The sequence below is a fragment of the Burkholderia pyrrocinia genome (assembly GCF_018417535.1).
GTDB classification, from domain to species: domain Bacteria; phylum Pseudomonadota; class Gammaproteobacteria; order Burkholderiales; family Burkholderiaceae; genus Burkholderia; species Burkholderia pyrrocinia_E.
Genome location: NZ_CP070978.1, coordinates 2799680 through 2825439, shown reverse-complemented (window position 1 = coordinate 2825439; position 25760 = coordinate 2799680). Strand labels below are relative to the sequence as shown.

General features: G+C 67.2%; 21 protein-coding genes. 6 read left to right on the top strand and 15 right to left on the bottom strand.

The features are described 5' to 3' along the window. Nucleotides 1-54 precede the first annotated feature (54 nt). The 3 genes from JYG32_RS30790 to JYG32_RS30780 all read right to left on the bottom strand — a co-directional run bounded on the left by JYG32_RS30790 (nt 55) and on the right by JYG32_RS30780 (nt 3014). Nucleotides 55-588: a DUF5943 domain-containing protein gene (locus tag JYG32_RS30790; protein ID WP_048243292.1), complete on the bottom strand. Its 534-nt coding sequence runs from the start codon at nt 586-588 to the stop codon at nt 55-57. A gap of 139 nt (nt 589-727) precedes the next feature. Next, entirely contained in the window at nt 728-1699 is a 972-nt protein-coding gene (locus tag JYG32_RS30785; RefSeq protein WP_213266113.1) for a dipeptidase, read from the bottom strand. Between the two features lie 40 nt (nt 1700-1739). Further along, nucleotides 1740-3014: a serine hydroxymethyltransferase gene (locus JYG32_RS30780; RefSeq protein ID WP_213266112.1), complete on the bottom strand. Its 1275-nt coding sequence runs from the start codon at nt 3012-3014 to the stop codon at nt 1740-1742. Nucleotides 3015-3459: 445 nt separating this feature from the next. On the opposite strand from JYG32_RS30780, the gene JYG32_RS30775 reads away from it, so the two are divergent. Further along, complete coding sequence (locus tag JYG32_RS30775) at nt 3460-4485, top strand: GlxA family transcriptional regulator (RefSeq protein WP_213266111.1); 1026 nt, start codon at nt 3460-3462, stop codon at nt 4483-4485. 57 nt (nt 4486-4542) lie between these two features. On the opposite strand, the gene JYG32_RS30770 is transcribed toward JYG32_RS30775, so the two are convergent. After that, the gene (locus JYG32_RS30770; protein ID WP_213266110.1) at nt 4543-5955 is read right to left on the bottom strand and encodes a discoidin domain-containing protein; all 1413 of its coding nucleotides are present in this window, start codon (nt 5953-5955) and stop codon (nt 4543-4545) included. 267 nt (nt 5956-6222) lie between these two features. Here JYG32_RS30770 and JYG32_RS30765 point away from each other — a divergent pair, with 267 nt between their 5' ends. Continuing rightward, nucleotides 6223-7644 carry a PLP-dependent aminotransferase family protein gene (locus JYG32_RS30765; RefSeq protein ID WP_213266109.1) on the top strand — a complete coding sequence of 474 codons (1422 nt, stop codon included), beginning with the start codon at nt 6223-6225 and terminating at the stop codon, nt 7642-7644. A gap of 262 nt (nt 7645-7906) precedes the next feature. After that, a complete protein-coding gene (locus tag JYG32_RS30760) occupies nt 7907-8668 on the top strand; it encodes a hypothetical protein (protein WP_213266108.1) in 762 nt (253 codons plus the stop codon). Between the two features lie 308 nt (nt 8669-8976). On the opposite strand, the gene fdhA is transcribed toward JYG32_RS30760, so the two are convergent. The 8 genes from fdhA to JYG32_RS30720 all read right to left on the bottom strand — a co-directional run bounded on the left by fdhA (nt 8977) and on the right by JYG32_RS30720 (nt 18870). Continuing rightward, a complete protein-coding gene (gene fdhA, locus JYG32_RS30755) occupies nt 8977-10173 on the bottom strand; it encodes a formaldehyde dehydrogenase, glutathione-independent (protein WP_129515652.1) in 1197 nt (398 codons plus the stop codon). Between the two features lie 266 nt (nt 10174-10439). Then, nucleotides 10440-11630: an efflux RND transporter periplasmic adaptor subunit gene (locus JYG32_RS30750; RefSeq protein WP_213266107.1), complete on the bottom strand. Its 1191-nt coding sequence runs from the start codon at nt 11628-11630 to the stop codon at nt 10440-10442. Continuing rightward, entirely contained in the window at nt 11630-13480 is a 1851-nt protein-coding gene (locus tag JYG32_RS30745; RefSeq protein ID WP_213266106.1) for an efflux transporter outer membrane subunit, read from the bottom strand. The genes JYG32_RS30750 and JYG32_RS30745 overlap by 1 nt, the downstream gene beginning before the upstream one ends. Before the next feature lie 8 nt (nt 13481-13488). Beyond that, nucleotides 13489-14427 (bottom strand): glycosyltransferase family 2 protein, encoded by a 939-nt coding sequence (locus JYG32_RS30740; RefSeq protein ID WP_213266105.1) that lies wholly within the window; start codon nt 14425-14427, stop codon nt 13489-13491. Nucleotides 14428-14437: 10 nt separating this feature from the next. Continuing rightward, nucleotides 14438-16033, bottom strand: coding sequence for a DHA2 family efflux MFS transporter permease subunit (locus tag JYG32_RS30735; RefSeq protein ID WP_213266104.1), 1596 nt, complete (start codon nt 16031-16033; stop codon nt 14438-14440). Further along, complete coding sequence (locus JYG32_RS30730) at nt 16030-17313, bottom strand: glycosyltransferase (protein ID WP_213266103.1); 1284 nt, start codon at nt 17311-17313, stop codon at nt 16030-16032. Before JYG32_RS30730 ends, JYG32_RS30735 begins: the two co-directional genes overlap by 4 nt. A gap of 17 nt (nt 17314-17330) precedes the next feature. Continuing rightward, a complete protein-coding gene (locus tag JYG32_RS30725) occupies nt 17331-17900 on the bottom strand; it encodes a methyltransferase family protein (protein WP_213266102.1) in 570 nt (189 codons plus the stop codon). Between the two features lie 67 nt (nt 17901-17967). Beyond that, nucleotides 17968-18870: an alpha/beta fold hydrolase gene (locus tag JYG32_RS30720; protein WP_174379810.1), complete on the bottom strand. Its 903-nt coding sequence runs from the start codon at nt 18868-18870 to the stop codon at nt 17968-17970. 721 nt (nt 18871-19591) lie between these two features. On the opposite strand from JYG32_RS30720, the gene betI reads away from it, so the two are divergent. The 3 genes from betI to betA are packed head-to-tail and all read left to right on the top strand — an operon-like array spanning nt 19592 to nt 23402. Continuing rightward, nucleotides 19592-20176, top strand: a complete 585-nt coding sequence (gene betI, locus JYG32_RS30715) for a transcriptional regulator BetI (RefSeq protein ID WP_006480642.1) — start codon at nt 19592-19594, stop codon at nt 20174-20176. A 32-nt stretch (nt 20177-20208) separates the two neighbouring features. Further along, complete coding sequence (gene betB, locus JYG32_RS30710; protein WP_213266101.1) at nt 20209-21678, top strand: betaine-aldehyde dehydrogenase; 1470 nt, start codon at nt 20209-20211, stop codon at nt 21676-21678. Between the two features lie 23 nt (nt 21679-21701). Next, entirely contained in the window at nt 21702-23402 is a 1701-nt protein-coding gene (betA, locus tag JYG32_RS30705; protein WP_213266100.1) for a choline dehydrogenase, read from the top strand. A gap of 83 nt (nt 23403-23485) precedes the next feature. Here the strand turns inward: betA and JYG32_RS30700 are convergent, their stop codons facing one another. The 3 genes from JYG32_RS30700 to JYG32_RS30690 are packed head-to-tail and all read right to left on the bottom strand — an operon-like array spanning nt 23486 to nt 25717. After that, the gene (locus JYG32_RS30700) at nt 23486-24070 is read right to left on the bottom strand and encodes a dual specificity protein phosphatase family protein (RefSeq protein WP_174379807.1); all 585 of its coding nucleotides are present in this window, start codon (nt 24068-24070) and stop codon (nt 23486-23488) included. Nucleotides 24071-24083: 13 nt separating this feature from the next. Next, nucleotides 24084-24578 (bottom strand): hypothetical protein, encoded by a 495-nt coding sequence (locus JYG32_RS30695; protein WP_174379806.1) that lies wholly within the window; start codon nt 24576-24578, stop codon nt 24084-24086. Next, nucleotides 24575-25717 (bottom strand): MGDG synthase family glycosyltransferase, encoded by a 1143-nt coding sequence (locus JYG32_RS30690; RefSeq protein WP_213266099.1) that lies wholly within the window; start codon nt 25715-25717, stop codon nt 24575-24577. Before JYG32_RS30690 ends, JYG32_RS30695 begins: the two co-directional genes overlap by 4 nt. Nucleotides 25718-25760: the final 43 nt, after the last annotated feature.

The following is a 25760-nucleotide window of genomic DNA, read 5'->3' as shown; positions in this document are numbered from 1 at the left end:
GCGTTCGAATGTCTCGTGTTGCGGGTGTTGTTGTGTAGCGGTGAAATCAGTGCATCAGTGCGCGATCGGCGACACTTCGAAGACGCAGTGGTCGTGATGCTCGGCCGCGCACTGCACTTCCTTCGATTGCGCACGCGGCGCGCCCTTGCCTTCCGGCGTCGTGTCGTTGACCCAGTCCATCGCACCGGCGAACCAGCCGGCGAACATGTAGCAGAGCTTGCCTTCCTTCCCCGGCTGCTGGAGCACGAACGACGAGTGGCGCAGCTCGATCTTCGCGCGCGCGCTGGCCGGATCGGCCTCGATGATCGAGAACAGGCCCCAGCCGCGCTGCGACAGGCGCTTCAGGTAGTGCTCGAACACGGCCATGCCGGTCAGGCCGTGCAGCTTCGCTTCCTTGTCGCACCAGTGGTACGCGGACTTGTAGCCGGCCTTGTAGAGGATCTCGGCATACGCGTCGACGCCGAGCGCTTCCTCGACGGCGACGTGGTTGTTCGTGAAGAAGTGGCGCGGCACGTACAGCATCGGCAGCGCATCGGTGGTCCAGACGCCGGTATCGGGATCGACGTTGATCGGCAGTTGCGGTTGCATCGTGGTGACTCCGTGAGGAAATTGGCCGCGCGTCTGAGCGCGCAGGCACGACATCGTCCGCGTGCCCGCGCGGCTGGCGCGGGCACGTCCCGATTTTTCTAGTGTTGAATCGCTGGTAGCGGTCCGGCCGGCGCGGCGCTTACGCGCCCCACACGTCCTTGAACACGCGCACCCAGTTCTCGCCCATCAGCTTGCGAATGCGCGACTCCTTCCAGCCGGCGCGTTCCATCGCCGCGGTCAGGTTCGGAAATTCGCCGATCGTGCGGATACCGTCCGGGTTGATCACCTTGCCGAAGTTCGTCAACTGGCGATAACGACCCTTGTCGTGCGTCAGCATGTCGAAGAATTCCTTCGCGAAATCCTGCGTGAAATCCGTGCCGATGCCGACCGCGTCTTCGCCGATCAGGTTCACGACGTAATCGATCGCCTCGATGTAGTCGTCGATCGTCGCTTCGATCCCGCGCTTCAGGAACGGCGCGAACATCGTCACGCCGACGAAGCCGCCTGCGTCGGCGATCTCCTTCAGTTGCGCGTCGCTCTTGTTGCGCGGATGCTCCTTCAGGCCCGACGGCAGGCAGTGCGAATAGCACACCGGCTTCTTCGAGAACGCGATCGCTTCCGACGACGTGTTGCCGCCCACATGCGACAGGTCGACCATGATGCCGACGCGGTTCATCTCGGTGATCACTTCGCGGCCGAAGTCCGACAGCCCGCCGTCACGCTCGTAGCAGCCGGTGCCGACCAGGTTCTGCGTGTTGTAGCAAAGCTGCACGACGCGCACGCCCATGTCGTGGAACGCCTCGATGTAGCCGAGGTTGTCCTCGAACGCGTGCGCGTTCTGGAAGCCGAGGATGACCCCGGTCTTGCCTTCCTGCTTCGCGCGGAAGATGTCGTCCGTCGTGCGTACCAGCGTCAGCAGCTCGCCGTTGTCGCGGATCTTCTTCTTCATCACGCCGATGTTGTCGACGGTCTTGGTGAAGTTCTCCCACACCGACACCGTGCAGTTCGCGGCCGTGATGCCACCCTTGCGCATGTCTTCGAACACCGGCTTCTCGAACTTCGAGATGTTCAGTCCGTCGATGATGATGCTGTCCTGATGCAGCGTGCTCATATCTGCCTCTCGCTCCAGTCTCTGCTCTTGTGGGGGTCGATCAGTAAATCGGGAAGCGTTCGCAAAGCGCGAAGATCTCGCGGCGCACGCGCTGTTCGGTCGCGTGGTCGCCTTCCGGGTTCGCGCGCAGCGCGTCGAACACTTCAAGGATCAGGCGGCCGACTTCGCGGAACTCCGCGACGCCGAAGCCGCGCGTCGTGCCGGCCGGCGTGCCGAGGCGGATGCCCGACGTGACGGTCGGCTTCTCGGTGTCGAACGGAATGCCGTTCTTGTTGCAGGTGATGCCCGCGCGCTCCAGCGCCTGTTCGACCGGCGCACCCTTCAGGCCCTTCGGGCGCAGGTCGACCAGCAGCAGGTGGTTGTCGGTGCCGCCCGTGACGAGATCGACGCCGCCGGCCTTCAGCACGTCGCCGAGCGCCTGCGCGTTCGCGAGCACGTTGTCGATATAGGTCTTGAAGTCCGCATGCAGCACTTCGCCGAACGCGACGGCCTTGCCGGCGATCACGTGCATCAGCGGGCCGCCCTGCAGGCCGGGGAACACGGCCGAGTTGATCTTCTTCGCGATGTCCTCGTCGTTGGTCAGCACGAAGCCGCCGCGCGGGCCGCGCAGCGTCTTGTGCGTGGTCGACGTGACGACGTGCGCGTGCTCGACCGGGTTCGCGTGGCGGCCCGCGGCGATCACGCCCGCGATGTGCGCCATGTCGACCATCAGCTTCGCGCCGACGCTGTCGGCGATCGCGCGGAAGCGCGCGAAGTCGAGCGCTCGCGGGTACGCCGAGAAGCCGGCGATGATCAGGTTCGGCTTGTGCTCGTGAGCGAGCGCCTCGACCTGGTCGTAATCGATCAGCATCGTGTCGCGGTTCACGCCGTACTGGACCGCGTTGAACCACTTGCCCGACAGCGCCGGCTTCGCGCCGTGCGTCAGGTGGCCGCCCGCGTCGAGCGACATGCCGAGCACCGTGTCGCCCGGCTTGGCCAGCGCGAGCATCACCGAGCCGTTCGCCTGCGCGCCCGAGTGCGGCTGCACGTTCGCATAACCGGCGTTGAAGATCTGCTTCACGCGCTCGATCGCCAGCGCCTCGACTTCGTCCGCGAATTCGCAGCCGCCGTAGTAGCGCTTGCCGGGATAGCCTTCCGCGTACTTGTTGGTCAGCACCGAGCCCTGCGCTTCGAGCACGGCACGCGACACGATGTTTTCCGACGCGATCAGCTCGACCTGCGACTGCTGACGCTCGAGTTCCTTCAGGATGGCGCTGCGCACCGGCGCGTCGCGCTCGGCAAGGGGCTGCGAGAAGAAAGGCTGGGAGTTCGACATAGTGCGTCCGTGACGAAGAATAAAGGGCTGAAACCGAAGCTCAAGGCCCGCCCTGCCTGGGTTTCCTGCTGGCCCAGTGCAAGGCTGCCGACGGCTCTATTCTTGTCGTTCGGATTTTCGGCGGATTGATGAATTTAGACGCGTTCTTTGCCTTTTCCGCCATGCGCGTCCGTTTTATACAAGTGACCGGTCGTGCTTTTCCGGATGACCGATAAAAACGGCGTCGGCTGTTCACCTATGGACACGCACTCCGGCAGTGCCTATGCCGCCCGGTCGGAGTGCGGCGCGTCCCGGATACGGTGCAGTGCAACATCGGCCTTACACCCAGACAACGTATGGAGCTAGGGTTTAGCCGTATGGCACGCTTGTTGCGCTCGCTCACACAATACCGCAGCCCGATCGGTGCCTCGGGCCTATAGCTATTAGAGATTCCAGGAAGCTCCCCATGTCGCCCGACCGCACAGCGTCGCTGTCCCACTTCGCGTTCATGCCGTTACCGAACTTCACGATGATCGCGTTCACCAATGCGATCGAGGTGCTTCGGATGGCGAACTACCTGAGCGGTCAGCCGCTCTACCGCTGGTCGGTGATCAGCCCGGATGGCGGCCCGGTCACGGCGAGCAACGGTCTGACAGTCGACACGGGCCCGGCCGAATGCGTCGGGCAACCCGACATCGTGTTCGTGTGCGGCGGCATCGACGTGCAGCGCGCGACCACGCCCGCCCATCTGTCGACACTGCGCCGCTTCGCGCGCTTGGGGCTGCCGCTCGGCAGCCTGTGCACGGGCACCTATGCGCTCGCGAAGTCGGGGCTGCTCGCGGGCTACGCGTGCGCGATCCACTGGGAGAACATGTCGGCGCTGAAGGAAGAGTTTCCGGATACGCGCTTCCTGAAGGAACTGTTCGTGGTCGACCGCGACCGCGTCACCTGCACGGGCGGCGTCGCGCCGCTCGACATGATGCTGAACCTGATCGCCGCGCGCGTGGGCACCGCGCGCGTCACGCAGATCGCCGAGCAGTTCATCGTCGAACACGTGCGCGACACGAGCGCGCAGCAACGCATGCCGCTCGTCGCGCGCCTCGGCTCGGCGAACAAGTCGCTGTTCGAAGTGATCTCGCTGATGGAGAACAACATCGAGGAGCCGCTGTCGCGCGAAGAGCTCGCGCGGCTCGCGAACATGTCGCAGCGGCAACTGCAGCGGCTGTTTCGCGAGCATCTCGGGATGACGCCGACGCACTACTACCTGACGCTGCGGCTGCGCCGCGCGCGCGAGCTGCTGCTGCAGACCGACATGTCGATCATGCACATCACGATGGCATGCGGCTTCCAGTCGGCGTGCCACTTCAGCAAGAGCTATCGCGACGCGTTCGGCGTCGCGCCGACAAGGGAGCGCCGCAAGCAGGTCGCACCGCTCGCGCAGGGTGCGGCCAGTGCCGGGCCGGCGTTTCCGGCGCATGTGCTGCATGCGTGAACCGCGCAGCGCGTGACGCAAAAAAAACGGCCTCGAAGGCCGTTTTTTTCTTTGCGCTTACGATCCCCACACCTGCATTTCGTAGAGCGAGTAGCCCCACTGCGTCGCGCGCTGCGTGCCGAGCATCCGCACGTAACGACCGCTGCCGTTGAGATTCGGCAGTGTGACGTGGGTATATGAACCACCGTTGCTCGTCGAATAGATCGTCGTCCAGTTCGCGTTGTCGTTCGACGTCTGGATCTGGTAGACGAGCGCGCCCGCATCCCAGTACAGATCGACGTGATCGATGTGCTTCACCGCACCGAGATCCACGGAGATCCATTGCGAACCGACACCGGCGCCTTCCGGCGAATCCCAGCGCGTGCTCGTCGAGTTGCCGTCGAACGCCTTGTCGGGCGTGAGCGACGCGTTGTAGCTCGCCGACGCGGCGGCCGGACGCCCTTGCGACAGCAGCGTCGGCTGCGCGGCGGCCGGGCCGCCGTAGTAGCTCGACCCGAGCTTGGCCTTCGTCGTATCGGCATTGACGCCGAACTGCGACAGGCTCCAGCGCTGGCCGGTCGTCACGTCGCCGACGTAGAGCTGATAACCGCCCGCCGTCGTCGACGAGAAGAACAGGTAGTTCGTGCCGCTCACCGGCGCCGGGTCCGAGTTGTTGCTGATGCAGTCGTTGAGCGACAACGCATTCGGCGTCGAGGCCGGGTCGGCGGTCTTCGAATAGATCTGGTCGGCCGCGCCACTGTCTTTCCAGCGCGCGTAGAACACCATGCCGTCCGCGCGCACGATCGGGTAGTACGTCTGCAGCCCGGCCGGATGATCGAACACGGCGGTCGCACCGGTCGCGATCGTGCGCTTCATCAGCCCCATGTTCGAGCCGGTGCCGGTCGCGTAATACACGGCGCTCGCGTCCGGCGCGAGATACGGCATCGAGTATTCGGCACCGGCCGGCGCGTTCGTCAGGCTCACGACCGACGTGAACACCGGGCCCGCGCTCGTGTACGACAGCGTGGCCTGCTTGACGTCGCCGTTCTGCTTGAACACGAGGGTCTTGCCGTCCGCGCTGAATTTCGGGTCCTCGTTGCGCGTGGCGCCCGTGCTGTTCGTCATGTTGACGGGCGGCGTGCCGGCGCCGAGCTGCAGCATGAACACGTTCCACGCGCCGTTGCTGATGCCCATGAACGCGAGCCACTTGCCGTCGGGGCTGAACACGCCGTTCATCGGATCGGTGATGCCCCACGTGCTCTTGCTCAGTTGCGTCAGCGTATGGGCCGAGAAGTCGTAGAGGAAGAGCTGGCTCGTGCCGTCGCCGTACTTGACGTAGCTGTGATAGACGAGCTTGCCGGTCAGCGCGGCGGGAAACGTCGCGTTCGGCTGGGCCGCGGGATTGCTGATGCAGGCAGCCGTGGCGGCGCCGCTGAACAGGTTGAGGGCGATGCCGGCCATCAGGCCCGCGATGAGGGTCTTCGATTTCACGCTGAATGATTCCGGGTAAGGTAAGGACGCCGCAGACAAGGTCCCGCGCGGGACGCGCGGGGGCCACGGATCCGCCGCCGGGCAGCGCGAACTCCGTATCGTTCGGACATCGGGAATAAAGCTTGCGAGAGCATGCCCGCTCGTCAGACGAAAGAAAAGGATCACAGCCGTTCAAAAACATGCGGATCAGCGATTGGGGCGCAATTGCGCTCGACAGGTGCCGTGCTACTCTTTTTTCAGCAAGGCCCGAGCGGCCGGAGGGCTGGCATGAAGCGATATGCGGCGCTGGCACAGACGATCGCCGACGCGATCCGGCGCGGCGACCTGGCGGCCGGTGCGCGCATCCCCACCGTGCGCGCGGCCTGCCGCGCGTATCGCGTGAGCCCGTCCACCGTGTTTCGCGCGTACTACGCGCTCGAAAGCGAGGGTCTGATCGTCGCGCGTGCGCGGTCCGGTTATTTCGTTGCGAACCTCGAAGACAAACACGTACGGTTCGGCCAGGATCCGCCACGCAAGCCGGCCGCCGCGCAAACCGGCGACGACGATCCGCTGTTCCGCCTGCTCGACTCCCTGAAGTGCGAGGACATCGTCCCGCTCGGCTCGGCATTCGCCAGCTATTCGCTGTTTCCGATGAGCAGCCTGTGGCGCTACGTGGCGTCGGCGGCCCGCAGCATGGACCGCACTAAACTGCTGTCCGGCCTGCCGCCCGGCCAGGACGCGCTGCGCCGCGAGATCGCGTTGCGCTATCTGAATGCGGGCGCGGCCTTGCCGCTGGACGAGATCGTCATCACGACCGGCGCGCTCGAAGCGCTGACGCTCTGCCTGCAGGCGCTGACGCGCCCGGGCGACATCGTCGCGATCGAACGACCGGCATTCCACGCGGTGCTGCAGGCCGTGCAGCACCTGCACCTGAAGGCCGTCGAGATTCCGGTCGACCCGCGCACCGGCCTCGACCTCGACGCGCTCGCCGAGGCGCTCGACACGCATCCGGTGCGCGCCTGCTGGTTCATGACGTCGTTCCACAACCCGACCGGCGCGACGTTGACCGACGAGCGCAAGCGCGCACTGATCGACCTGCTCGCGTCGCGTGGCGTGCCGCTGATCGAGGACGACGTGTATGGCGAACTGCATTTCGGATCGGCACCCACGCGCCCCGCGAAACTGTATGACGACAGCGGGCTCGTCCTGCATTGCGGTTCGTTCTCGAAATGCCTCGCGCCCGGGTTCCGGATCGGCTGGGTCGCGGCCGGACGCTACGTGCGGCAAATCCGGCAGGCGAAAGGCGCGAGCGCGCCGGCGGCGGACGTGCCCGCGCAGATGGCGATTTCGAGCTACCTGCGCGACGGCGCATACGACCGCTTCCTGCGCAAGCTGCGGCGCAACCTCGCCGCGCACCAGGCGCAAATGCTCGCCGCCGTTCGCGCGTATTTTCCGGCCGGCACCGAAGTGTTCGCGCCCCGCGGCGGATATTTCCTGTGGATCGAACTGCCGCCGCGCGTGGATGCGATGCACCTGTTCGGCGATGCGATGGAAAACGGCGTCAGCATCGCGCCGGGGCCGATCTTCTCCGCGACCGGCGGATTCCGCCGCTATCTGCGGCTCAACTACGGCCGGCCGTGGACGCCGGCCGTCGAGCGTGCGATGGAAACCATCGGGATGCTCGCGGCCCGGCAGCGGCACGACGGTTAGCACGGAACGTGCGAATTGCGACGACCGACATGCGCCTTGCGTTTCGCGCGCGAGCGACAAAGAATGAAGCGGAAGGCAGCTACGGACGAACGTGCTCCACGCGTCCGATGTTATGGGGAATGACATGAACACCGCATGCATACGACAGTCGACGACGCGCGCTCCGCTGGATGGTGGCACGCGTGGATCGATTGGCGGGTACGGAACAATCACGATCATCGGCGATCGTTCGTCTTGCTAACGGCACCTGCCGCTTCGAACGATGCGAGTCCTCCCCAACCGGAACGTTCGCGCGCGCGATGCGTGGCGCACCGTGCTGAACACGCGCGCCGACTCGCGGCATGCCGCTTGCTGGCGCTGCAGGGAATGCGGCTTCGTGGCCTTCCGCGCATTCGAGCACTGCCCTGTCTGCGGCCAGTGGAACTGGCCGTTCGACCCGATTCGCCGCGCCTCGGACGACGCGCACGCCACGCATGCGCCGCCGTCTTTCCATACGTGGTCGTCGCGCGTCGCGCGTACGCTGCGCAACGCGGCCTTCCGGCGGCCGCGCGCATCGAGCGCACCGATCCTCAGCATCCTGACGCTCGTGCTGCTGGTCGGCGGCTACGTGATGGTCGACCGGACGTGCAAGGCCGATCCCGTTTGTCGCGGCTCCGGTACGCCTGCCGCGTCGGCGACCGGCGCCGGCCTGCTCGCGTCGAACGATTCCGTGCCGCCGGTCTTGCCTGCGCCCGTCTATCCGTTTCATTCGACTGACGGAACGCAGGTGGCGGGCGCAGGCAAGACCGGCAGCGTCCCTGACGCCAGCGAACCCGTTGGCGGGATATCGGTTGCACAGGCCGCGCCGTCGGCGCGCGAGCCTGACCGGAAGCACAGCGGTGCGGTTCGCGTGGCGGACTGGCGAGGCAGTCGCGATCCCGCGCATCGCACCCATGCGATCCGCCGTGTGAGCCTGCACACCGGCCACGTGCGGCACACCGCACCCGGCAACGCCGACATCACGAAGCTCTATCGCGGCCACTGAGCACGCAGCCACTGCACCCAGTCGCTGCGATCCGCATCCTGCAGCAGCGGATACGACAGGCAGTCGGCCGGCGTTTCCATCGGGCGGGATCGAACAGTCGCGGGCTGCGGCTCCGGCGCCCAGATGCGAAACGACGCGTGCCCGGGATAGCGGCCCAGCCCGTGCCGCTGGGATCGGAGTTCGCCTTCGTTGCGGGCGGTGCCGGCGCATGCGCCGCCCGCCTCGCCGCCCCCGCAACGACAACGGGCGGCCCGTTTCCGGAGCCGCCCGTTTCGCGCTGCGCGTTGCGCGTGTCAAGCGCTAGCGCATCAGGCCGCCAGCAACCCGTGCGGGTCGATGACGAATTTGCGCGGCGCGCCGCCGTCGAACTTCTTGTAGCCTTCCGGCGCCTGGTCGAGCGAGATCACCTCGACGTTGACGATCTTCGCGATCGGCAGCCGGTCGAACAGGATCGCCTGCATCAGGTTGCGGTTGTACTTCAGCACCGGCGTCTGGCCCGTGAAGAACGAATGCGACTTCGCCCAGCCGAGGCCGAAGCGGATGCTCAGGCTGCCGTGCTGCGCGGCCTTGTCCTTCGCGCCCGGATCGTCCGTCACATACAGGCCCGGGATGCCGATCGCGCCGGCCGGCCGCGTGATCTCCATCAGCGAGTTCAGCACCGTCGCGGGTGCCTCTTCCGAGTGGCCCGACGAGCCGTGGCCGTGCGCCTCGAAGCCGACGCAGTCGACCGCGCAGTCGATCTCGGGCACGCCGAGAATCTGCTCGATCTGTTCGCCGAGCGATGCGTCCTTCGACAGGTCGACCGTCTCGAAGCCCATCGCCCTCGCATGCGCGAGGCGCTCCGCGTTCATGTCGCCGACGATCGTCACGGCCGCGCCGAGCAGGCGTGCCGATGCGGCCGCCGCCATCCCGACCGGGCCCGCGCCCGCGATATAGACCGTCGAGCCCGGCTTCACGCCCGCGCTCACCGCGCCGTGATAGCCGGTCGGCAGAATGTCGGACAGGCAGGTCAGATCGCGGATCTTCGCCATTGCCTGGTCGCGGTCGGGGAATTTCAGCAGGTTGAAATCGGCATACGGCACGAGCACGTATTCGGCCTGGCCGCCGATCCAGCCGCCCATGTCGACGTAGCCGTATGCGCCGCCGGCACGTGACGGGTTCACGTTCAGGCACACGCCCGTATGCGTGTCCTTGCACATCGCGCAGCGCCCGCATGCGACGTTGAACGGCACCGACACGAGATCGCCGATCTTCAGCGTCTCGACGTCGCGGCCCACCTCGACCACTTCGCCCGTGATCTCGTGACCGAGCACGAGGCCGACCGGTGCGGTCGTGCGGCCGCGCACCATGTGCTGGTCGGAGCCGCAGATGTTCGTGCTGACCACCTTCAGAATCACGCCGTGGCCGATCGCGCGGCCGCTCGGATCGACCATCTTCGGATAATCGATGCTCTGGACTTCGACCTGGCCCGGTCCAAGATAGACGACACCTCGATTGCTGCTCATCGTATTGTCTCCATGTCTCGTTGGATGGCGCCGCGGCGCGCCGGCTCATGCGGCGCACACGCAACGTGCTGTTCGAGAGTAGTCCGGGAGGCAGGGGCGCCGATGTCTCAAACGCGACATGCGTTTGAACGGCGCCGACATCGATGGCGGAAATGCGAAAGTCGGGGCAGGAAACGACGGGAAGACGGAAAGGCATAAAGACGGGAGGCGCACCGCGCTAGGGCCGGCCCGCCCTGGCGACCGGCCCTGCCCTTTTTCGACGGGCGTTACCCGCCCTGATTCTCGCGAATGACCGCCGCGGCGGCCGCCTCCGCCTCGCTCGCGACCCCATCGTGCACGCGCGTGCTGACGGCCGGCGTCGGCGGTTCGCTGTCGAGCGCGTGGCCGTTGCGGTCGTGCGTGTCGACCGTCGCGCGCATCGACAGCCCCACGCGCAGCGGATGCGCGGCGAGATCGCGCGGATCGATTGCGATCACGACCGGCACGCGCTGCACGACCTTGATCCAGTTGCCGGCCGCGTTCTGCGACGGCAGCATCGAGAACGCGCTGCCCGTGCCCGCCGAGAAGCCCTGCACGCGGCCGCGATAGGCAACCCGTGTGCCATAGAGGTCCGACACGATCTCGACCGGCTGCCCGACGCGCATGTGGCGGATCTGCCCTTCCTTGAAATTCGCGTCGATCCACAGCCGGTTCAACTGCACGACCGACATCAGCGGCACGCCGGGCCCCACCTGCTGGCCGACCTGCACCGAGCGTTGCCCGATCGTGCCGTCCACGGGCGCGACGATCGTCGTGCGCTTCAGGTTCCGGTACGCGAGCTTGAACTGCGCGGCCGCCTGCACGACGGCCGGGCTCTCGTCGACGGGCAGCTTGCTGCCGAGCGCGCGCGCGGCATCGAGCTGCGCCTGCGCGGCCGCGAGATTCGCCTGCGCGCCGGCCACCGCCGCGCGCGCACGTGCCAGCTCCTCGGGCGCGACGATCTCGACCGACGCGCCCGAGCGCGCCGCGAACGCACGCTGCGCGAGCGACAGGTCGGCGCGCCGTGCATTCACGGCCTCGACATACATCGTGTTCGAGATCTTCGCGTTCGCGACCTGCCGCACGGCCTGCGCGAGCTGCGCCTTCGCCTGCGCGAACGCGACGGACGCCTCGGTGTCGTCGAGCCGCACGAGCGTCTGTCCGGCACGCACGGCCTGCGTATCGGCAACCAGCACGTCGGTCACGGCACCCGGGATCTGCGCGGCGACCTGCACGATGCTGCCCGCGACATATGCGTCGTCGGTGTCTTCGTAATAGCGGTCGCTCAACAGCCAGTACGCGACCCACACGAGCGCGGCCAGCAGCACGATCGCGAAGAACACGGTGAAGCGCTTGCGGCGCGTCGCGCGGCGCGCATCGAGTGCCGGGTCGTTCAGCGCGGCCGGCTGCGCGGCGGTGTGAAGGTTGTCGTGGTGCATCAGTCGCTTTGCGTAACGATCAGACGATCGTGCTGGAAGACGGGTATCGCCGGCAAGACCGACGGGCTCGGCACGGGGCTCGCCGACGCCGTGCGCGCGAGAACAGGCGTACCGCGAGGCGTCGCGCCGGGATGGGTTGCACCGACCGTCGACGGACGCACCGTGTCGTCGCGCCGTGCGGGTGCGGCACTCGCCGTGCCGGTAGCCGGCGGCACGTCAGCGCTCGCCGGGCGCGCGTCGTTCGACGTACCCGCCACCGTAGCCCGGCTCGCGGCCGCTGCAGTCGCAGCAGTCGCAGCGGTCGCCGCACCGCGCCTTGCCGCCCCGCTGCGCGCCCGATGCACGGCCGGCGCCTGCGCGACCGTTGCGCCCGCATCGAACCCGCCGCCCAGCGCGCCGATCAGCCCGACGCGCAATGTCCGTTGCCGGCCGAGCAACGCGATCATCTGCGCGCGCTCGTCGATCAGCGTGAGATCCGCGACATCGACATCCTTCTGCATCAGCACGCCGCGCCGGTGGCGGTCGGCCGCGATCTGCACGATCTTCTGCGCGGCCGCCACCGCGCCCTGCTGCTGCGCGACGAGCGTCTGCGCGGTCTGCAGCGACGTGACAAGTTGCGCGACCTGCCCGAGCGCATCGTCGACGGTCTTGTTGTACAGGCCGATCGCGACGTCGGCCTGCGCGACATCCGCACCGAGCTTCGCTTTGAGCCGGCCGCGATCGAAGATCGGCAGCGAGATCGCGGGGCCGACGGAGCCGGCGAGCGAATCGCGCGAAAACAGCGACGCGGGCGTGAGCGCAAACACGCCACCGAGCGCGACGAGGTTCACGTCCGGATAGAACTGCGCGCGCGTCGAATCGGCATTCGCGAACGCGGCTTCGACGCGCAGCCGCGCGGCGACGATGTCGGGCCGGCGGCCGAGCAGGTCGGCCGGCAGCCGCGCCGGCACGGCGGTCCCCGCAAACGCGCCGACGCGCGGCCGCTGCAGCGCGAGCCCGCGCTCGGGGCCTCGGCCCGACAGCACGCCGAGCTGCAGTTGCGCGAGCTTGACCTGCTCGTCGTTCAGCGCGATCTGTTCGAGCAGCCGGCTGCGCTTGATCGACGCGTCGCTCGCGTCGTACGCGTTGTCGAGGCCGCGCGCGGTGCGCTCGCGCAACACGGCCGTCACGCGCTGGCTGACCTTCAGCTTCTGCTGCAGCAGGTCGCGCACCGCGTACGCCTGATCGAGCTGGCAGTACACGGTGACGATCGCGACGGCGAGCGTGAGCCGCACCTGTTCGGCCTCGACACCGGCCGCGTCGCGCAGCGACATCAGGCTCTTCGTCGCCGCACGGTTCTTTCCCCACAGATCGAGCTGGTAGTTCAGCCCGACGAACACCGACGACGGCGACACGACCGGGTCGCCGAAAATCTCGACCGGCACGCGATAACCGCCGGCCGTCACGTCGGCGATGTCGCCGGGCTTCGGCATCCGCGCGCGGCTGACCGTAGCGCCAGCGGTACCCGTCAGCCCCGTCAGCGAATCGAACTGCTGAAGTTGCGCCTGCGCGATCCGCAGCCGCGCCTGCGCGACCTGCAGATCGGGATTGTTCTGCGAGGCCTCCGCCACCAGCTCGTCGAGTTGCGGATCCTGCAACTGCTTCACCCAGTCGGGCGCCGGCCACGCGCCGTTCGCGCCGGGGCCGGCCGTGTGCGCGAGCGCATCGTCGGCCGGCGCGCGCAGCGACAGCGAAGGCAGGAAGCCCGACGGCACGCATCCGCCCAACGCCAGCAGCGCGGCCGCCGCCGCGATCATCGATCCGCCCTTCACGCCATGCGCCCTTTCCGCCGCTTTTTTCACCCGCCGCATCGCGCCCCTCACCCCTGCCGAACGCGCTGCGCGCGCGCGGCCAGCCGCGGCCGCGTGCGTTCGAGCGGACCGAGCCGGCCGAACAGGCCGTCCGCGACACCGAACAGGATGCCGGCGAGCTTCGCGCGCTTGTCGCGCTCGACGAGCGCGATCTGCACGACCTGCCACACGGTCAGCAGGTTCGGCACGATCGCCACCGGAAAGCGCAGCCCGTACTGCATCCCGAGCTGCACCGCATTGCGCGCGCTGTAGTAGCGCCGTTGCCACGAGTGATTCATCGACGTCATTTCAAAAGGGCCGATCGCGTGACGCTGCTTCGCGCCGATCCGGTGCGGCAGCACCAGCGACGGCACGACATAGAGCGGCACGTTGCGCGCGAGCGCGCGGAAGCTGTATTCGGTGTCGACGTGATCGATGAACAGCGTCTCGTCGAACCGGCCGAGCACGTCGAATGCATCGCGCGATACGACGCAGCCCGACGAGATCAGGAATGCACAGCGCTGCATCGGCGTACCCGGCTCGATGCGCAGGCGGCGCAGCCCGATCCCGTTGGTCGCGAGTTCGGGCAGGAACCTGCGCGCGTTCTCGTCGAAGATGCGCGGGCCGGCCAGGAACGCACGCCCCGCGAGCCCCGCGCAGACATCGCGCATCGCCGGGAAATACGCGGCCGGCACCGACGAATCCTGATCGAACAGCGCGACCGCATCGATGCGGTCGCGAAACAGCGCCGCGAGCCCCGCGTTGTACGCGCCCGCGATCCCGCCGCGATTGCCGTGATGCAGCAGCGCGATGCCTTCGCGTGCGCACAGGTCGCGCGCCCGCGCATCGGGCTGCGGCGTGTTGTCGACGACGAGCAGCGCGTCGCACGCATGCCGCCACGCGCCAAGCGCTTCGAGCTGCGCGTCGCTCGGGTGATACAGGATCACGAGTGCGCCGAGTGTCGTCATGTGCCTCTCCTCAATGCCCGAAGGACGCCGCCGCGCCACGCTTCGGCCGCGTCAGCCACATCATCGCCGCGAGCACGAGGCAGGTCATGCTCGCCATCCAGAACATATCGTTCGTCGCCATCATGTACGCCTGCTGCATCACGACCTGGTGCAGCGTCGTCAGCTCGCGCACGCCGTCCACGCCCATCGCGTTCAGCGTGTGGACGAAGCGCTGCGTGTTCGCCGACGCATGCGTGACGGATTGCGACACGACGTCGTAGTGATAGGTCGCGCGGTTGTCCCACAGCGTCACGCTCATCGCGGTGCCGAACGCGGCCGACAGCGTGCGCAGGAAGTTCGACAGGCTCGACGCGGCCGCGAGCCGGTCGTCGGGAATGCGCGACAGCGTCGCGGCGGTCAGCGGAATGAAGAAAAGCGGCAGCCCGATCCCCTGGATCAGGCCGGGCGCGGCGATCTGCGCGAACGTCATCTTCAGCGTGAAATGCGCGTCCCACGCGAGCACGCCCGCGAACACGAGGAAGCCGACCGTCGCGAGCACGCGTGCGTCGAAGCGATGCGCGTACAGGCCGACGAGGATCGAGAACACGAGCGCGAGCACGCCTAGCGATGCGGTGGCGAGCCCTGCATGAAACGCGTTGTAGCCCATCACGGCCTGCATCCACAGCGGGAACACGACGCCGACCACCGAGAAGCTCATCATCCCGAGCGAGATGATCAGCACGCAGAACGAGAACGTGCGGTCGCGAAACAGGCTCAGATCGACGACCGGATGGGCGTCGCCCGCTTCCCAGATCAGCAGCGACACGATCGCAAGCCCCGCGACCACCGCGAGCGTGACGATCAGCGGCGAATCGAACCAGCCGCGGTCGTGGCCGAGATCGAGCATCGCCTGCAGCGAACCGACGCCGATCACGAGCAGCACGATGCCCGGCACGTCGATCGGGCCGGCCGCGCCGCGCCGCGCGTCGGGGCGCAGCATCGCGGTGCACACCGCGAACGAGAACAGCCCGATCGGCAGGTTGATCAGGAAGATCCACGGCCACGAGAAGTTGTCGACGATCCAGCCGCCGACCACCGGCCCGAAGATCGGCGCGAGCAGCACCGTCATCGCCCACAGCGCAAGCGCGATCGTGCGCTTGTCCGGCGGGAACGTGCGCAGCAGGATCGTCTGCGACAGCGGCACCATCGGCCCCGAGCACAGCCCTTGCAACGCGCGGCAGATCACCAGCACATGCAGGTCGCGCGCGAGCCCGCACAGCAGCGACGTCAGCGTGAACAGCAGCACCGCGCCGACGAACAGCCGCAATTCGCCGACGCGGCGCGCGAGCCAGCCCGTCAGCGGCACCGCAATTGCGGCTGCGACCGAATACGAACTGATCACCCACGTGCCCTGGCTGTTCGAGACGCCGAGACTGCCGGAGATCGCCGGCACCGCGACGTTCGTCACGGTCGAGTCGAGCACCTCGATGAAGGTTGCGAGCGACAGCGCGAACGTCAGCAGCGCGAGCCGCATGCCGCGCATCGGCTGCGCGGCCGGCGCGGGGGCCGGCGCATCGAACGCGGACGGCGCGCCGGGCGCATCGCGAAGCGGCGACGCGGTGCTCATGCGCCGGCCACCGCGACATCGGCCGTCACGATCGCCCGCCCGCGCTTCGGCGCGAACCGTTCGATGAAATCGGCGGCCGCGTTGCCGCCGTCCGGCGCGGCTGCGAGCAGCGCGCGCGTGCCCGCCGCATGCGCGGCGAATGCGGGTTCGTCGAGCACGCGCGCGAGCGCCGCACCGAGCCGCGCGCCGTCGACCGGGCCGTCGACGCGCACGCCGCAGCCGCTCGCCGCGACACGTTGCGCGTTGTCGAACTGGTCGTGCGCGAACGGCGTCACGACCTGCACGATCCCGGCCTCGTACGCGAGCGCCGCGGTGCCGATCCCGCCGTGATGCACGAGCGCGCGGCAACGCGGCAGCAGCGTGCGCATCGGCACGAAGCGGCGCACGAGCGACCGGTTGCCGTCCGACGCCACATCGTGCGGCGTCAGCAGGATCCCGCGCGCGCCGGTCGCGCGCAGCGCGTCCGCCACCGCGCGCGCATACGCCGCGTGATCGACCAGCGTCGAGCCGGCCGTGAACACGACCGGCGGCTCGCCGGCCGCGAGAAACGCATCGAGTTCCGCATCTTCGTCGGGCGCCGCGATGTCGTTGAACAGCGGAAAGCCGCTTTGCAGATGATTCGCCGGCCAGTCGGGCTGCGGCGGCGCGAACCAGCCGGGAAACAGGCACAGCACGCCGTCGGTCGAATGCAGCCAGCGGCCGAGCACCCGCCGCGCGGGCGCGAGCCCGAGTTCGCGGCGCACCGCGTCGAGCGCGGGGCCGCATACGCGGTCGAGCACCTGCCGCTCGATCAGCGTCATCAGCGCCGACTTCACCGGCAGCGGCCAGCGCGCGGGTATCGTCAAGCGCGGGTGCGTCGGCGGCGCATGCGCGGACAGCAGCGTCGACGGCGACACCTGCACCGACACGTACGGCGTGCCGTGCAGCTCCTGCATGAAGCGCGCGGAGAACGCCCACAGCGTGCCGACGAGCACCGTATCGCCGTCGGTCAGCGCACGCAGCGCGTCGTAATGCGGCCGCAGCGTCGGCGCGATCACCTGCCACAGCGTGCGGAACGACGTGCGCGGATCCCACAGCGCGGGGTTGGCCATCGCGGCCTCGTATTCGGCCGCGGTGCCGACCGGCACGAACGCGAAACCGCAACGGCGCACGGCCGCCTCGAACGGCGCGTGCGTGCAGAACACGACGTCGTGACCGCGCGCCGCGAACGTGCGCGCGACGCCGAGCAGCGGATGCACATCGCCCGCCGAGCCGATTGCAGTCACGATCATCTTCGCCATCGCGCGCCTCGCGGGAATCAGTAGAAGCCGGGAATCAGCGCCGCGACCTCGCGGCGGTACTGCGTGTAAGCCGGCCCGAAATACCCGGTCAGCCAGCTTTCCTCGACGCGCACCTTGTACGCGAGCGACGCGAACACGAGCAGCACGCCGAGCGCGCCGCGCCATTCGCCGCCGATCAGCGCGGCGCCGACGAGCGCGATCAGGCACCCCGTGTAGATCGGGTGACGCACGAGCGCGTACGGCCCCGTGCGAACGAGTTCGTGATCTTCCTTCAGCGTGACCGACACGCTCCAGTTCGTGCCGAGATGCAGCCGCGCCCACACCGAGAACAGCAGGCCCGCGACCAGCACCGCGAGCCCGCACTGCGCCTGCAGGCCGAAGCGCTGCCAGTCGGGCACCAGCGCCTGCCACGACGGATCGGGCAGGATGATCAGCGCGCCGCCGACGATCAGCGGAATCGACTGCAGCGTGCGCGAGTGCGACGCCTCCTTGCGCACGGTCGTCTTCACGCCCTGCGACGTGGCGATCCAGTACGCGAGCCATGCGGCCCAGGGAACGACGATGGCGATGGTCTGAACGATATTCACGGCTGGCCTGCCTCGTTGGATTGGGAATTCGGATGCGCGGGCCGGGCCCGCGGCACGACGTACGGCGTCACGACGACAGCGCGTGCATCGGCGCGGGCACGCACGCATGCGCGGCGGCGAGCGCCATGCCGGCCGCGACGGGCGACCCGTCGCAGAAGAAATCGAGCAGCGCCGCACGCGTGTATTCGCGCTGCGCGCGGCCTTCGATGTCGAGGAAATGGCCGGCGTCCGGCACCGTCGCGAATCGCGCGCGCTGCACGTGCGCGCCGAGCTGGCGCACGTCGGCCGGCGTCGTGTATTCGTCGCGCTCACCGTTCAGGAACAGCAGTTCGCAGCCGATGTTCGAGAATTCGCTGAAGTAGCGCTCGGGCTGCAGCGACAGGATCTGGTCGACGTGGAACGCGACCTGGTCCTGCTCGTCGCGCGGCAGGCGCGTGAGATACCGGTAGTTGTACAGCTTCATGATGCGCGGCAGGAAGCGGCCGACGGTGTCGTTCAGCAGTTGCGCGGCCTTCAGGTTCTCGCCGGCCGCGATGTGATCACGTGCACGCGTCACGTAGTCGACCATCGCGTCGTTCAGGAACGGCGAGAACGAGCAGATCGCCGCGCGCCGCACGCTCGGGCAGCCGCGCGCGAGCGCGAACAGCGACGCGACGCCGCCCCACGACACCGACACGAGGAACGCGGGCGCGAAGCGCTCGACCAGATGCTGGAGGATCGCGGCTTCGTCGTCCTTGGTCAGGATGAAGCAGCCCGGGTTGTGCTGGCGCGACTGCCCCGCGTACGGCAGGTCGAAGCAGATCGTATTCATCCGCTCGCCGAGATACTGGACGGTCTGCCCGAACGACGCGGTCGTCGCGAGCGCGCCGTTGACGAGCATCGCCGTGTCGAACGCCGGGTCGAACACGTTCCGTTCGACGTAGACCTTCAGACCATTCGGCAGCGGGACCACGTGTTTTTCGGTCGGCATCGTCGTTCTCCGGTGGATGCGGCGTCTCGACGTCGCGGCATGCTGCAGGTGCGCAATGGCTGGCGCCGGCCCCGCGCGCGGTGCATTGCCGCGCCCATTGCCGACGCACCGCGGCAAATGCCGGCGGCGCCCATTCATTCCTCGTAGTGCGGCGCCATACTAATACGGACAATATTACTGACTCAAGTCATCCCAACGATTCCCTCTACTCGGTCCGGAAATACGCCAGATTCAAATTTTTTCATCAATTTATATGGTATGCGGAATCACCACGAGGGCGACGGCAATCGTTTGCGAGTAATCTGTTTCAATGTACGCCAATCCAATATTTCTCTTTATATTCAAATCTATACATCATTTAAATCGCCTGATTTAAACGGCCATTCGGAAATTGTCGACATTCACTGTCAGCATTCGCAATTTCACATCGCGGAGAATATGACAGATCTCGACACTCTTTCGTTTTGTAATAGAAACGGAGCCGGAAATTTTCCGCCGCATTGCGTCATTTCTCACAAACCGTTTTAAACAAACTCCAGTTTAATTAACCTTCTTTCAATGCATTTTTCCGCACCTGCACATCGCGGCGGACACGGTCGATCCACCTGTTGCGGCACGCTTCACACCGTCAGACCCCGATTTTTTATTGATTGAACGATCAATAAAAAACCGCTAAGCTCTCGACTTCGATCCATCAGCCGTTCGAGCGAAGGGAGTCGCGATGCCAAAAGTCGGAATGCGGGAGATTCGCCGCGCACAGTTGATCGACGCCACGCTGCGTTCGATCGACGAGGCGGGCCTGCCCGGCACGACGCTCGCATCGGTCGCACAACGCGCGAACATCTCGACGGGCATCGTCAGCCACTACTTCGGCGACAAGGACGGCCTGCTCGAAGCGACGATGCGGCACGTGCTGCGCGACCTGTGGTCGGCCACCACGCGCCGCCGCGTGGCGGCACGCAAGGATCCGCGTTCGCGGCTGCGCGCAGTCGTCGCCGCGAACTTCGACGACACGCAGGTCAGCGCGCCCGTGATGAAGACGTGGCTCGCGTTCTGGTCGCAGAGCATGCACGACCCGATGCTCAAGCGCCTGCAGCACGTCAACACGCGGCGCCTCCATTCGAACCTGTGCGCCGAATTCGCGAAGGCCTTGCCGCTCGCGAAGGCGCGTGAAGCCGCCAGCGGCCTCGCCGCGCTGATCGACGGCCTGTGGCTGCGCGGCGCGCTCGCCGGCGGCCCGATCGACACCCGGGCGGCATTGAAGCTCGCCCACGATTACATCGACCTGCTGCTCGCGTCCGACTGACGCGTGACGCACTCGCCCTCAAGGAGATCCTCATGTCCGTATTCGGTTTGCAGCGCCTCTACATCGGCGGCGGTTACGTCGACGCCACGAGCGGCAAGACTTTCGACACCTTCGATCCCGCCTCCGGCGAACTACTCGCGCAGGTGCAGCAGGCGAGCGCGGCCGACCTCGACCGCGCGGTCGCGTCCGCACAGGAAGGCCAGCGTGAATGGGCCGCGATGACCGCGATGCAGCGCTCGCGCATCCTGCGCCGCGCGGTCGACCTGCTGCGCGAGCGCAACGACGAACTCGCAGCGCTCGAAACGCGTGACACGGGCAAGCCGATCGGCGAGACGCTCGCGGTCGACATCGTCACCGGCGCGGACGTGATCGAGTACTACGCGGGCCTCGCGACCGCGATCGAAGGGCTGCAGGTGCCGCTGCGCGCCGATTCGTTCGTCTACACGCGCCGCGAACCGCTCGGCGTGTGCGCGGGCATCGGCGCGTGGAACTACCCGATCCAGATCGCCTGCTGGAAAACGGCGCCCGCGCTCGCAGCCGGCAATGCAATGGTGTTCAAGCCGAGCGAAGTCACGCCGCTGACCGCGCTGAAGCTCGCGGAAATCTATACGGAAGCCGGCGTGCCGGCCGGCGTGTTCAACGTCGTGCAAGGCGACGGCTCGGTCGGCGCGCTGCTCACCGGCCACCCGGACATCGCGAAGGTGTCGTTCACCGGCGGCGTCGAGACCGGCAAGAAGGTGATGTCGCTGGCCGGCGCATCGTCGCTGAAGGAAGTGACGATGGAACTCGGCGGCAAGTCGCCGCTGATCGTGTTCGACGATGCGGATCTCGACCGCGCGGCCGACATCGCGGTGACCGCCAACTTCTTCAGCTCGGGCCAGGTCTGCACGAACGGCACGCGCGTGTTCGTGCACCGCTCGATCAAGGACGCGTTCACGCAGCGCGTGCTCGAACGCGTGAAGCGCATCCGCGTCGGCAAGCCGACCGATGCCGACACCAACTTCGGCCCGCTCGTGTCGGCCGCGCAACTCGACAAGGTGCTCGGCTTCATCGACAGCGGCAAGGCCGAAGGCGCGAAGCTGCTGGCGGGCGGCACGCGGCTGACCGACGGTCACTTCGCTGGCGGCCAGTACGTCGCGCCGACCGTGTTCGGCGATTGCCGCGACGACATGAAGATCGTCCGCGAGGAAATCTTCGGGCCGGTGATGAGCATCCTCGATTTCGAATCGGAGGACGAAGTGATCGCCCGCGCGAACGACACGCACTACGGGCTCGCGGCCGGCGTCGTGACGGAGAACCTGTCGCGCGCGCACCGCACGATCCATCGCCTCGAAGCCGGCATCTGCTGGATCAACACGTGGGGCGAATCGCCGGCCGAAATGCCGGTTGGCGGATACAAGCAATCCGGTGTCGGACGCGAGAACGGCATCACGACGCTCGAGCACTACACTCGAATCAAGTCGGTGCAGGTCGAGCTCGGCCGCTACAACCCGGTGTTTTGATTCTTGAAGGAGGAGAACCCGTCATGACGACACGCGAATACGACTACATCATCTGCGGTGCAGGTTCCGCGGGCAACGTGCTCGCAACGCGCCTGACGGAAGATCCGGACGTCACGGTGCTGCTGCTCGAAGCCGGCGGCCCCGACTACCGCTTCGACTTCCGCACGCAGATGCCGGCCGCCCTCGCCTATCCGCTGCAGGGCCGCCGCTACAACTGGGCATACGAGACCGACCCCGAGCCGCACATGGACAACCGCCGGATGGAATGCGGGCGCGGCAAGGGGCTCGGCGGCTCGTCGCTGATCAACGGGATGTGCTACATCCGCGGCAACGCGCTCGACTACGACAACTGGTCGACGCACAAGGGGCTCGAGAACTGGACGTATCTCGACTGCCTGCCGTACTTCAAGAAGGCCGAGACGCGCGACGTCGGCCCGAACGACTATCACGGCGGCAACGGCCCCGTGTCGGTCACGACCAGCAAGCCGGGCGTGAACCCGCTGTTCGAGGCGATGGTCGACGCGGGCGTGCAGGCCGGTTATCCGCGCACCGACGACCTGAACGGCTATCAGCAGGAAGGCTTCGGCCCGATGGACCGCACCGTCACGCCGCGCGGCCGCCGCGCGAGCACCGCGCGCGGCTATCTCGACCAGGCGCGCGCACGGCCGAACCTCGAGATCGTCACGCACGCGCTCGCCGACCGCATCCTGTTCGACGGCAAGCGCGCATCGGGCGTCACGTACCTGCGCGGCAGCGAGCGCGCGACCGCGCATGCGCGCCGCGAAGTGCTCGTGTGCAGCGGCGCGATTGCCTCGCCGCAACTGCTGCAGCGCTCGGGCGTCGGCCCCGGCGCGTGGCTGAAGGAACTCGACATTCCCGTCGTGCTCGACCTGCCCGGTGTCGGCCAGAACCTGCAGGACCACCTGGAGATGTACATCCAGTACGAGTGCAAGGAGCCCGTATCGCTGTACCCGGCGCTCAAGTGGTGGAACCAGCCGAAGATCGGCCTCGAATGGATGTTGAACGGCACGGGCCTCGGCGCGAGCAACCACTTCGAGGCGGGCGGTTTCATTCGCACGCGCGACGACGATCCCTGGCCGAACATCCAGTATCACTTCCTGCCGGTGGCGATCAACTACAACGGCTCGAACGCGATCGAGATGCACGGCTTCCAGGCGCACGTCGGCTCGATGCGCTCGCCGAGCCGCGGCCGCGTGAAGCTGCGCTCGCGCGATCCGAACCAGCATCCGAGCATCCTGTTCAACTACATGGCCGAAGCGCTCGACTGGCGCGAGTTCCGCGACGCGATCCGCGCGACGCGCGAGATCATGCGGCAACCCGCGCTCGACCGCTATCGCGGCCGCGAGCTGAATCCGGGCGCCGACTGCAAGACCGACAAGGAGCTCGACGCGTTCGTGCGGGCTCGCGCGGAGACTGCGTTCCATCCGTCGTGCTCGTGCAAGATGGGCTACGACGACATGGCGGTGGTCGACGAAGAAGGGCGCGTGCACGGGCTGGAAGGCCTGCGCGTCGTCGATGCGTCGATCATGCCGATCATCACGACCGGCAACCTGAACGCGCCGACGATCATGATCGCCGAGAAGATCGCCGACAGGATTCGTGGGAAACAGCCGCTCGCGCGTGTCGATGTGCCGTACTTCGTCGCGAACGGCGCACTCGCGCGGGATGTCGCGAAGGCCGTAAGGCAGCCGGAGACGGTGTGACGACGGCGGGTGCGCCGCCCGTCTTCGACTAATGCACGAAACGCCGCCGACGGTTGCCGTCGGCGGCGTTTTTCCTTTCCGGCTCAGCCGTTGTTGACCTCTTGCCGCAAACGCTCGACGTCGACGTGCTTCAGGTAATTCGTGATGTTCTGCCAGATCGGATGGAACCCGTAGCCGCCGTGCTGCAGTTCGTCGAGCGCCTGCTCGCGCGTCCAGCCCTGGTACACCATCCGGTACAGCGCGGAGACGAGCCCGGTGCGATCGGCGCCGTGCTGGCAATGGATCAGCACCGGGCCGTCCTGGTCGGCGGTCCGCAGCGCCTTCAGCGCGGTGACCATGTCTTCGTCGCGGATGTACCACGTGTTGATCCGGATGCGCTGCATCTTGATCTGCGTGCCGGCCAGGATGCTGTCGTCCGCGTGAAACGCGCGGAAGCTGATGACCTTGCGGATGCCGAGCTTCTGCAATTCCGGCACGTCTTCGCGCGAGAGCTGCGCGCTGCGGTACAGCGTCGGCGTGATGCGATGCAGGTTGTTCACGTGTGCGTCGGCGATGCTTTGCGCCCATTGGATCGGTCGGGCCGCAACGCCGGAAGCCGGGTCTGCATGTGCCGGCTGAACGAGCCCGGCGAGCGTGACGGCGAGCGCGGCAATGAAGGCAATTTTCATGTCGGTTCGGTGTTCAGTGGAATGCGCGCTTGCGCTCGCGGGACAGGATGAACAGGACGATCGCGGCGGCGCTCATGGTCCAGTAGTCGGTCGGTGCCACACCCAGCCAGTGGATATGCCACGGCACGTTGGCCGGGTTGAAGCGGGCAAGACCGTAGGCCGGATTCAGCACGAACCACAGAAAATCCTCGGTCAGCCAGAACACCATGATGCACGCGATGATGCGGGCTTCGATGCGCCACGACCAGCGCCCGTTGAACACGGGCGGCAGGTGGAAGAACAGCGCGACGAACGGGAACACCCACGCGTGGTATCCGGTCATCGGGCGCCCGCCCCAGAAGATGTCGAGCAGCCAGTGCTTTTCGATGCGCCAGGTCGGCAGGTTGGCGGCCCAGCCCGCGCTGCCCTCGATCTGGATCTCGACGTTCGCGAAAAAGAACGCGAGCAACATGACCCATGCGACGACGAACAGCGTATGACGCGTCGGCACAAAACGCGCGACGCTCATGCGGCAGGCTCCAGGCCCAGCACGCGATCGAGCACGAAGCGTCCGGCCAGCGGCCGCCCGAGCGGAGCCAGGCGACGGCGCATGTCGGCCAGGCGCTCCGGCGTCTGCAGCAGTGCGCGGATCCGGTAGACCAGCGCATCGTCGTCGATGGCCTTCAGCGCGACGCCCTGTTCGAGCAGGAAATCCGCATTGCGCTCTTCCTGGCCCGGAATCGGCGAGTTGACGATCATCGGCAACTGCATCGCGAGACATTCGGACGTCGTCAGGCCGCCCGGCTTCGTGATGACGAGGTCGGCGCAGGCCATCAGGCGTTCGACCTGCTGCGTGAAGCCCTGCGGAAAGAGCCGGCCCGGATGCCGCGCGGCAAGCGTCTGCAGCGACGCGAGCATCGCCTGGTTCCTGCCGGCCAGCGCGATCAACTGGAAATCGGCATCCATCTCCAGCAGCCGCGTCGCCAACACGTCGAGCCCGCCGAGGCCCGCGCCGCCGGACATCATCAGGAACGTCGGCCGCGCGGGATCGAGGCCGAATTCGGCCGCGCAGGCCGCGCGATCGAGCGGCTGGCCGAACGCCGGCATGATCGGGATGCCGCTGACGTGCACCGTTTCAGGCGCCATGCCGCGGGCGTGCATGCGCCACGCGATCTCGTCGTTGGCCGCGAAGTAGCCGCGCATGTTCGGCACGACCCACATGCTGTGCAGGTCGAAATCGGTGACCTGCACCCACACCGGCGTGTCGACGCGCCCCTTGCGAATCTCGCGCGACAGCAGCTCGGCCGGCAGGAAGTGTGTGCAGATGATCGCGTCCGGGCGCTGCCGTTCGATCTCCGCGAGCAACTGCCGGCAATTGAGCCGCTCGATCGCGCGCCGGATCTTCTGCGACGGCGCGGCGGGATCGGCTTCGTCGGTCTTCTGGTACAGGAAGCCCCACAGCGCCGGCTGGCTGCTGACGAGCTTGATGTAGAAATCGGTGTACAGCTTGCGGAAGCCGGTGGACACGAAATCCATCACGTCCAGGTGTGTGGCTTCGATGCCGGCTGGATGGTTGTCGGCGAATGCGCGGATCGCTTCGGCCGCGCGGGTATGACCGGCGCCGGCGCTGACGCTCAGGAGAAGGATTTTCTTGCTTTGCTTTGACATCTGACTGACCGTTTCGATGAAGGTGATCCGGACGCGGGTTCGG